Here is an 8,158-nt window from a genome sequence, read left to right as displayed (position 1 = left end):
CCTAATGCCTAATGCCTAATGCCTAATGCCTAATGCCTAATGCCTAATGCCTAATGCCTAATGCCTAATGCCTAATGTCTAATGCCTATAGGCTTGAGTGATTATATATGATTTCCATAGGTGCTATTTTTAAAAATGAGTATCCGTTTATCTTGGAATGGCTCGCTTATCATCAATGCTTGGGTATCAATAATTTCTATATTGCTGATAATATAAGCACAGATGGCAGCTCTGAACTTCTGGCCGCCCTTGATACTATCGGCTTAATAAAAAGAATTAATTATCCCACACAACCCAATACCCCACCACAACTGGGAGCATATAGAGAGGTTCTAAAACGCGCCAAACAGGATGAATGGATAGCCTTTATTGATGCGGATGAGTTTTTCTCACCTCAGGACTATGAGGATGGGTTGACATCGATTAAACCCCTTTTGGAAAATCCTGAAATTGGGGCGATATCCATTAATTGGGCTGTTTATGGCTCATCCTATTCAATTCTGCCAAGTAATGGCCTAGTTATTGAGCGGTTTACACATCGAGCCCCAGAACATCATGCTGTTAACAAACATTATAAATCCCTTGTTCGCGTGAGTGCTGTTGTTGATACAGGGGTAACCCCGCATGCATTTACCATCCGCCATGACCAAAGATTTGTCATGGTTAACGGTATAAATCAAGATAAAAAAGATGGAATAGGGGAGCAGACGGTTTGGTATCCCCTCAGACTAAATCATTATGTGATAAAGTCTAAAGCGGAGTTTCTAAATAAAAAAGCATCTCGGGGACGGGCGACAACGCTAAAAGATAGTATGGCTAGAGATATATCCTTCTTCAGAGGACATGACCTTAACCATAACGAAGACCACGTTCCGCAATGGTTTATTGATAAGGTAAAGTTAAAAATATCAGAAATAACAAATAAACTTGGTCACATTAATTATAAATATCATGCTGAACAACCCAACATCCCTGTTTACAAAACTAAAAAAGGGATGGGGGTGGGGTTTGCTGATGCACTTAGTAAAAAAGAGAATATATATGAACTGCGTGGCTGGGCTATCGATGTGCACAAGGCGCCTGTACATCGCCTGCTTGTCATACTCAACAATATGTACCCAGTGTCACCGGAGGAGTATATTGTCGTTGCCCGTAATGATGTACATGGCAAAGGTATAAGTAGTGATTTAAATGTTGGATTCAGGGCGTCATTCAGAATGCCAGATGTTAATATTCATGCATTTAATGTGTATGGATTAGATGGAAATGGACTGGTTTGTGCTGAGTTGGGCATTAATAGCATATTGTTGGATCTTTTCTGTTAGGTTTTTGTTTGCTGTATGCTAAATGCAGCGTTGCGTATATTTCTATACTGGTTGAATATATGAACATTACTATTGTAGGTGCCGGTTATGTCGGGCTCTCCAACGCTGTATTGCTGGCCCAACACCATCAGGTGATTGCACTGGATGTGGTGCCAGAAAAAGTCGAACTGCTTAATCGCCGCCAATCTTCCATCGTCGACAAGGAGCTGGAAGAGTATCTGGCGACCAGGCCCCTTAATCTCAGGGCGACCCTGGACAAGTTCGACGCCTATAAGATGGCCGACTATGTGATTATCGCCACTCCCACTGATTATGATCCCGAGACCAACTACTTCAATACAAGCACGGTCGAGGCGGTGATCCGCGATGTGATGAGCATCAACCCCAATGCGATAATGGTGATAAAGTCCACCATTCCGGTGGGCTTTACCGAGCGGATGTGCAAAGAGCTCGGCACCGAGAATCTGATCTTCTCCCCGGAGTTCTTGCGCGAAGGCAAGGCACTGTATGACAACCTGCACCCTTCCCGTATCGTGGTGGGGGAGTGCAGCGAACGGGCCCAACGTTTTGCAGCCCTGTTGCAAGAGGGGGCCATCAAGCAGGATATTCCGGTATTGCTGACGGGCTGCACTGAGGCGGAAGCGATCAAGCTGTTTGCCAACACCTATCTAGCGATGCGGGTAGCCTATTTCAACGAGCTGGATACCTATGCCCAGTCTCACGGTCTCGACAGTCGCCAGATTATCGAAGGGATTGGTATGGATCCCCGTATCGGCAGCCACTACAACAACCCCTCCTTCGGTTACGGTGGTTATTGCCTGCCCAAAGATACCAAGCAGTTGCTCGCCAACTATAACAAGGTGCCCAGCAACCTGATCCGCGCCATCGTCGATGCCAATACCACCCGCAAAGACTTTATCGCCGACAGCATTACTCGCCGCAACCCCAAGGTAGTGGGTATCTATCGTCTGGTGATGAAGGCGGGCTCGGACAACTTCCGCTCCTCCGCCATTCAGGGGATTATGAAGCGGATCAAGGCGAAAGGCATCGAGGTGGTGGTCTTTGAACCGACCATCAGGGAGGAGCATTTCTTCCACTCTCGTGTTATTCGTGATTTGAACGAGTTCAAGGCTGTGAGTGATGTGATTTTGTGCAACCGGATGGCCACTGAATTGAGCGATATGGCGGACAAGGTTTACACCAGGGATCTATTCGGTTCTGACTGATATCTGCAATTGTGTATGGGGGTGGGGTCTGTTTTCCCAGCACTGGTATCGTGATGTATCATCCTGCAGTTTTTTATCCTGATTGAGAACCCGCCTTGAAATTATTTATTGCTGCAATTGTCAAAAATGAAATAGATGGATTGCTCGAATGGATCGCTTTTCACCGGGTACTCGGTGTCAGTGGCTTTATTATTGCAGATAATGGAAGTAACGACGGCTCACGTGAACTGCTCGGCTCTCTGGCCAAATTAGGGGTGGTCACTGTATTTGACCATCCAACTGTGGGGTTGCAGAAACCGCAGTTACCTGCATATGATAAAATTTTGCGCACTTGCCCGCGTGATGTAGATCTGTTGGCATTTATCGATGCCGACGAGTTTTTGTTGCCATTGGAGTCAAATGATTTGCGTCCGGTGGCCACACAATGGTTTGCAGATAATAGTGTCAGTGCCGTTGGATTGAATTGGTCTAATTTTGGCTCCAATGGTGAGACCTTTGCTGGCGAGGGGCTGGTGATTGAACGCTTCACGCAGCGTGCCCCCCTTGGTTTCAATGTGAACCACAACTTCAAGAGTATTGTGCGCCCCTCCCGGGTTGACAGTTTTTTCAACCCTCATTTTTCCAATTTGCGTTATGGGCGTTATATCGATGCCAATGGCAGTGACATGGTATTACATGCCAAACACGGTAATGGTGTGAGTGCTCAGGTCATCTGGAATGGCATACGAGTCAACCATTACGCAGTTAAATCATTGGAAGAGTTCCTGCTTGGGAAACATTTGCGTGGTAGTGCGGCAACGGCTAATCGAGTCAAACATAAGGCTTATTTTCAGGCTCATGATCGCAATGACGAGCAATGTCTGCTGGCCGCTGCACTGGCCCCCCAAGTGAAGGCCGAGATGATGACACTGAGTGAACAATTAGCCGCCTTGCCTGCAGAGAGGAAGGAGTCCAATCACTCCTGGTTAGCGACCAGTCTCAAAAAGCTGATTAAATAACTGCTGTTACTTATTAATTCTATTCTTCATGGTCTGTCACTGATGTGGCGGACTCTTTCAATGTCCCCCTCAGGTTGTGAATTTATATATGTATAACGATGGTCATTGGCAACCTCTGGCATTACCTGACGCTTTTTCGTGCCACTCTGGCTGGCTCCTGATCCGGGGGACAATCGTGGCGAGCCAACCACGAGGGGAGACTCGTCTGTGCTGGCAGTGCGGGCAGGGGAGATGGCACGAACAAGTGTTGCCGGTCACTCGCCGTGGCACCTTGCAGGAGCTGGTCTATCTGCCCTCGGGAGCCTGCCATCTCTCTTTGCTGGCCAGCAGCAAGGGCGCGGATTGCCATGTGGAGATTAGCGAGCTTCGTTGTGTCTCTCCTATTGAGAGTCTCTGGCGTCGATTGCGCCGGGTCTTGCCCTTTTATCGACGCCTGTCGAACTCCAGACGTAAAAGGTTGGGCCTCTCATGGCATTTGTGGCTCACGGATCTGCAGCAGGCTTACCAACTTGTCGGTAGAGTACGTGACGACAAGCCGCTCGATAGCTATGAAGAGTGGCTAGCAAACTTCCATACCTTGGAACCCGCCGAGTACAAGCTGATTGAAGGCCTGTTGGCACGTTGGGACTCATTGCCACGTGTCTGTTTTCATCTTGTTGACGAAAAGAGTGACCAGAGCCGCCAGCAGACCCTGGATAGCATCCAGGCACTCTGTTATCCGGCAAGTCACATCAGGCTGCAGGAGCATGGCGCCTCCTCAGATATCCCCAGTCAGCCTGGCGACGAGTGGCAGTGGGCGTTGCCTGCGGGTGCCCTGGTGTCCCCCAGCGCCCTATTCTGGGTGGCATATCAGTTACGCCAGGATCCGGATTGTTTATGGCTATACGGGGACCACGACCTGCTTGACGAGAGAGGCAAACGTCACTCTCCCAACTTTAAACCTGACTGGAATGAAACACTGCTGCAGAGCCAAAACTATATTGGCTGGTGTGGCTTGTGGCGTGAACAAGGCGCAAGCCAAATCCCCTTTGATGCGGCAGCATGTCATCAGTGGTGGCTACAGTTGGCACAGCAGTGTGAGCCAAACCAGATTGCCCATATTCCGTCATTGATGATGCATCTGCCCGCAAGTGCGTTGCTTTCGAATGATTGTGATCCGCTGAAAGATAGAGAGGATTTATTGCCATCAGGTGTGAGCATTGGGGCTGCACCTCATGGTGTATGTCGTTGGTTCTGGCCATTGCCAACGCAATTACCATTGGTCTCTGTGATTATCCCCACCCGAAATGGTCTTGCTCATTTACGCCCTTGTATTGAAAGCCTGATCCACAAGACGCAATACGCCAATATGGATGTCATGGTGATGGATAATCAGAGCGACGACGAGGAGACCCTTGCTTACCTTGCCCATATCGAACAGGTTTATGGCGTCAGGGTGATTTCTTATGATCATCCGTTTAACTATTCAGCCATCAATAACCTTGCGGTAAGCAAAGCACGTGGCGATCTGGTCTGCTTGCTGAATAACGATACCGAGGTGATCAGCTCTGACTGGCTGGATGAAATGGTTTCTCATTTATTGCGTCCTGGTGTGGGCGTAGTCGGTGCAAAGCTCTATTACGGAAATGGTTTGATTCAGCATGCCGGCGATGCTGTCGGACCTGGCGGTTGTGCAGATCACCTTCATAATGGTTTGTCCGCAAACGATCCCGGATACCAGCGGCGGGCTGTCAGTGCTCAAGAGTTGTCGGCTGTGACGGCTGCCTGTTTATTGACTCATAAAGATTTATATATCGCGCTAGGTGGACTTGATGAAACGAATTTGCCGATAGCATTTAATGACGTCGATTATTGCCTCAGAGTGCGAGAGGCCGGCTGGCGAGTAGTCTGGACGCCTTTTGCTGAACTGTATCATCATGAGTCTATTTCCCGCGGTAAAGATGTATCAATACAACAGCAGAGACGAGCAAAATCTGAGTTGCGATATATGAGAACGCGATGGGATGGTGTGCTGAAACACGATCCTGCCTATAACCCTAACTTGAGTTATGAACGTCCTGATTTCTCTCTAAGCAGAGCTCCTAATATGGTGTTGCCATGGATGAATTAATTCGCAGGAAACTATTCAAGCCCTATCTTAAACTCAATAAACAGAGTTATGGCAGCCAGCAAAGCTCTGAAATTGACAGTGAGCGATTGTTTATATTACATGAAGGGAAATCCCCTACATTGGCCTATTTTGAATCGGCTATTGCCAGTCGATTTCCTGATGCAAGATGTCAATGCGTTGACATTCTTGTTTCCCCTGAAATCCCTATTCCGGAAGGATCTGCTCTTGTCATTATTCGATTTATCTCTCCGAAGTGGCAACAGCATATAGAAAGATATATCGACAGATGCTCCCGAATAGTTTATTTCATGGATGACGATCTGTTTGACCCGACGGCTCTATCTACGTTACCGAAAGAGTATCGCAGCAAGATAATAAGGCGCTCGGCAGCTCAACATCGATGGATCACGCAGCACTGTGATGATATCTGGGTATCTACAGCTTATTTGGCTAAAAAATATTTCCACCTTAACCCGGAAATAGTTTCCGCAAAACCATCGCCATTACTTCTTGAAAAAAGAAAACCAGTAAGAATAGCTTATCATGGTTCAAGCTCTCATCGGGAAGAGAAGTACTGGCTGCGGCAAATCGTCGAGGGGGTTTTGGAAGCCTGCCCTAGTGCCAGCTTTGAAATTTTTGGCGAGCATGATATCTATAAACATTATCGCGACCTGCCAAGAGTTTCAGTGCTGCATCCAATGAGTTGGCTAAATTATCTTGCGTATACCAAGACCCATCAGTTGGATATCGGATTGGCGCCGCTGCTTGACTCTGATTTTAATTTGGCACGTGGTCCCGTAAAATTTTATGACTTTGTCAGAATGGGCGCGGTGGGTGTATATAGCAATTGTGCTCCCTATAACGATTTTATCGAACAAAACATCAACGGCATTCTGTTGGAGAACGACCCCCAACGCTGGGTTGATGCAATAACATTACTGATTAATAAAGAAAAGAAACGAGCTGAGCTAGCCAATAATGCGAAACTATATGCTTATTCTTTGGCAAACTGATAACTATAACCTGCACGAGATAATACATGCCTAATAATAATTTTTTAGTGCGAAAAGCTGTTATACCTGTAGCCGGTCTTGGCACCCGAATGTTGCCTGCCACCAAGGCTATCCCGAAAGAGATGCTGCCGATCGTGGACAAGCCGCTGATCCAATATGTGGTCAATGAGTGTGTGGCAGCGGGTATCAAAGAGATTGTACTGGTGACCCACTCTTCAAAAAATGCTATCGAAAACCATTTCGATACTTCGTTTGAACTGGAGGCGACCCTCGAATCTCGCGTTAAACGAAAGCTGCTCGACGAGATACAGAATATTTGTCCGAAAGATGTGACCATCATGCATGTGCGTCAAGGAGAAGCCAAAGGATTAGGCCATGCCATTTTGTGTGCCTATCCGGTCATCGGTGACGAACCGTTCGCCGTTGTTTTACCCGATGTCATTCTGGATGAATATACTGCCGATCAACACACCGAAAACTTGGCTGCCATGTTGGTGCGTTACAAGTTGACTGGACAAAGCCAGGTAATGGTTGAGCCCGTGCCACTGGCTGATACCGATAAATATGGGATAGCTGATTGTAATCAGGTCAAGTTACAGCCAGGTCAATCCGCACCCATCACTGGGTTGGTTGAAAAACCGGATATTGATGAAGCCCCCAGCAACCTGGCCGTCGTTGGTCGTTATGTGTTGAGCAATAATATCTGGCCCTTGCTCAAAAAGACGCCTCCCGGAGCTGGTAATGAGATCCAGTTGACCGACGCGATTGCCATGTTGATTGAGCAAGAAACGGTTGATGCATTCCATATGACAGGGCTGTCCCACGACTGTGGCAATAAGGCTGGTTATATGAAGGCCAATATTGCCTATGGCATGAGGCACCATGAAATTGGTCAGTTTGTGACTGACTATATCAACTCCCTGACCTCACAAAAAATCGAAAAGGCTAGTGTTTAATATGAAAATCCTCGTGACCGGCGGTGCCGGCTTTATCGGCTCTGCCGTGGTGCGCCATATCATCCGTGATACCCAAGATTCTGTTATCAATCTCGATAAACTCACCTATGCCGGCAATCTGGAATCCCTGGCCGATGTATCGACAAGCGAGCGTTATGCGTTTGAGCAGGTGGATATCTGCAACCGTGCCGAGCTGGATCGGGTGTTTGCTCTGCACCAGCCGGATGCGGTGATGCACCTGGCCGCCGAGAGCCATGTTGACCGCTCCATTACAGGGCCGGCTGACTTTATCGAGACCAATATCGTCGGCACCTATATGTTGCTGGAAGCGGCACGCGCTTACTGGAATGGTCTTCATGATCAGCGCAAGGCGGCCTTCCGCTTCCACCATATCTCCACCGATGAGGTGTATGGGGATCTGCCCCATCCGGATGAAGTGGCTGCCGGTGAGTCATTGCCGCTCTTTACCGAGACCACCCCCTACGCCCCCAGCAGCCCCTATTCTGCCTCCAAGGCTTCCAGCGACCATC

Annotated in this window: 7 protein-coding genes; all 7 read left to right on the top strand. The window is 48.0% G+C overall.

Annotation, left to right across the window (positions count from 1 at the left end; all coding sequences use genetic code 11):
- Positions 1–107 precede the first annotated feature (107 nt).
- Positions 108–1,325, top strand: a complete 1,218-nt coding sequence (locus G5221_RS20155; protein ID WP_421263792.1) for a glycosyltransferase family 2 protein — start codon at positions 108–110, stop codon at positions 1,323–1,325.
- 59 nt (positions 1,326–1,384) lie between these two features.
- Positions 1,385–2,551, top strand: coding sequence for a nucleotide sugar dehydrogenase (locus tag G5221_RS20150; protein ID WP_421263791.1), 1,167 nt, complete (start codon positions 1,385–1,387; stop codon positions 2,549–2,551).
- A 95-nt stretch (positions 2,552–2,646) separates the two neighbouring features.
- Positions 2,647–3,549 carry a glycosyltransferase family 2 protein gene (locus G5221_RS20145; RefSeq protein ID WP_421263790.1) on the top strand — a complete coding sequence of 301 codons (903 nt, stop codon included), beginning with the start codon at positions 2,647–2,649 and terminating at the stop codon, positions 3,547–3,549.
- Positions 3,550–3,793: 244 nt separating this feature from the next.
- Positions 3,794–5,659: a glycosyltransferase family 2 protein gene (locus tag G5221_RS20140; RefSeq protein WP_421263789.1), complete on the top strand. Its 1,866-nt coding sequence runs from the start codon at positions 3,794–3,796 to the stop codon at positions 5,657–5,659.
- Positions 5,647–6,672 (top strand): glycosyltransferase family 1 protein, encoded by a 1,026-nt coding sequence (locus G5221_RS20135; RefSeq protein WP_421263788.1) that lies wholly within the window; start codon positions 5,647–5,649, stop codon positions 6,670–6,672. The genes G5221_RS20140 and G5221_RS20135 overlap by 13 nt, the downstream gene beginning before the upstream one ends.
- Positions 6,673–6,698: 26 nt before the next feature.
- Positions 6,699–7,628, top strand: coding sequence for a UTP--glucose-1-phosphate uridylyltransferase GalU (galU, locus tag G5221_RS20130; RefSeq protein WP_213388787.1), 930 nt, complete (start codon positions 6,699–6,701; stop codon positions 7,626–7,628).
- A gap of 1 nt (position 7,629) precedes the next feature.
- Positions 7,630–8,158 (top strand): GDP-mannose 4,6-dehydratase (locus tag G5221_RS20125; RefSeq protein WP_421263787.1); only part of this gene is annotated, 529 nt, incomplete at its 3' end.

Source organism: Aeromonas sp. 602200 (genome assembly GCF_049173895.1).
GTDB lineage: Bacteria > Pseudomonadota > Gammaproteobacteria > Enterobacterales > Aeromonadaceae > Aeromonas > Aeromonas veronii_A.
This window is presented reverse-complemented; position numbering and strand designations above follow the sequence as displayed.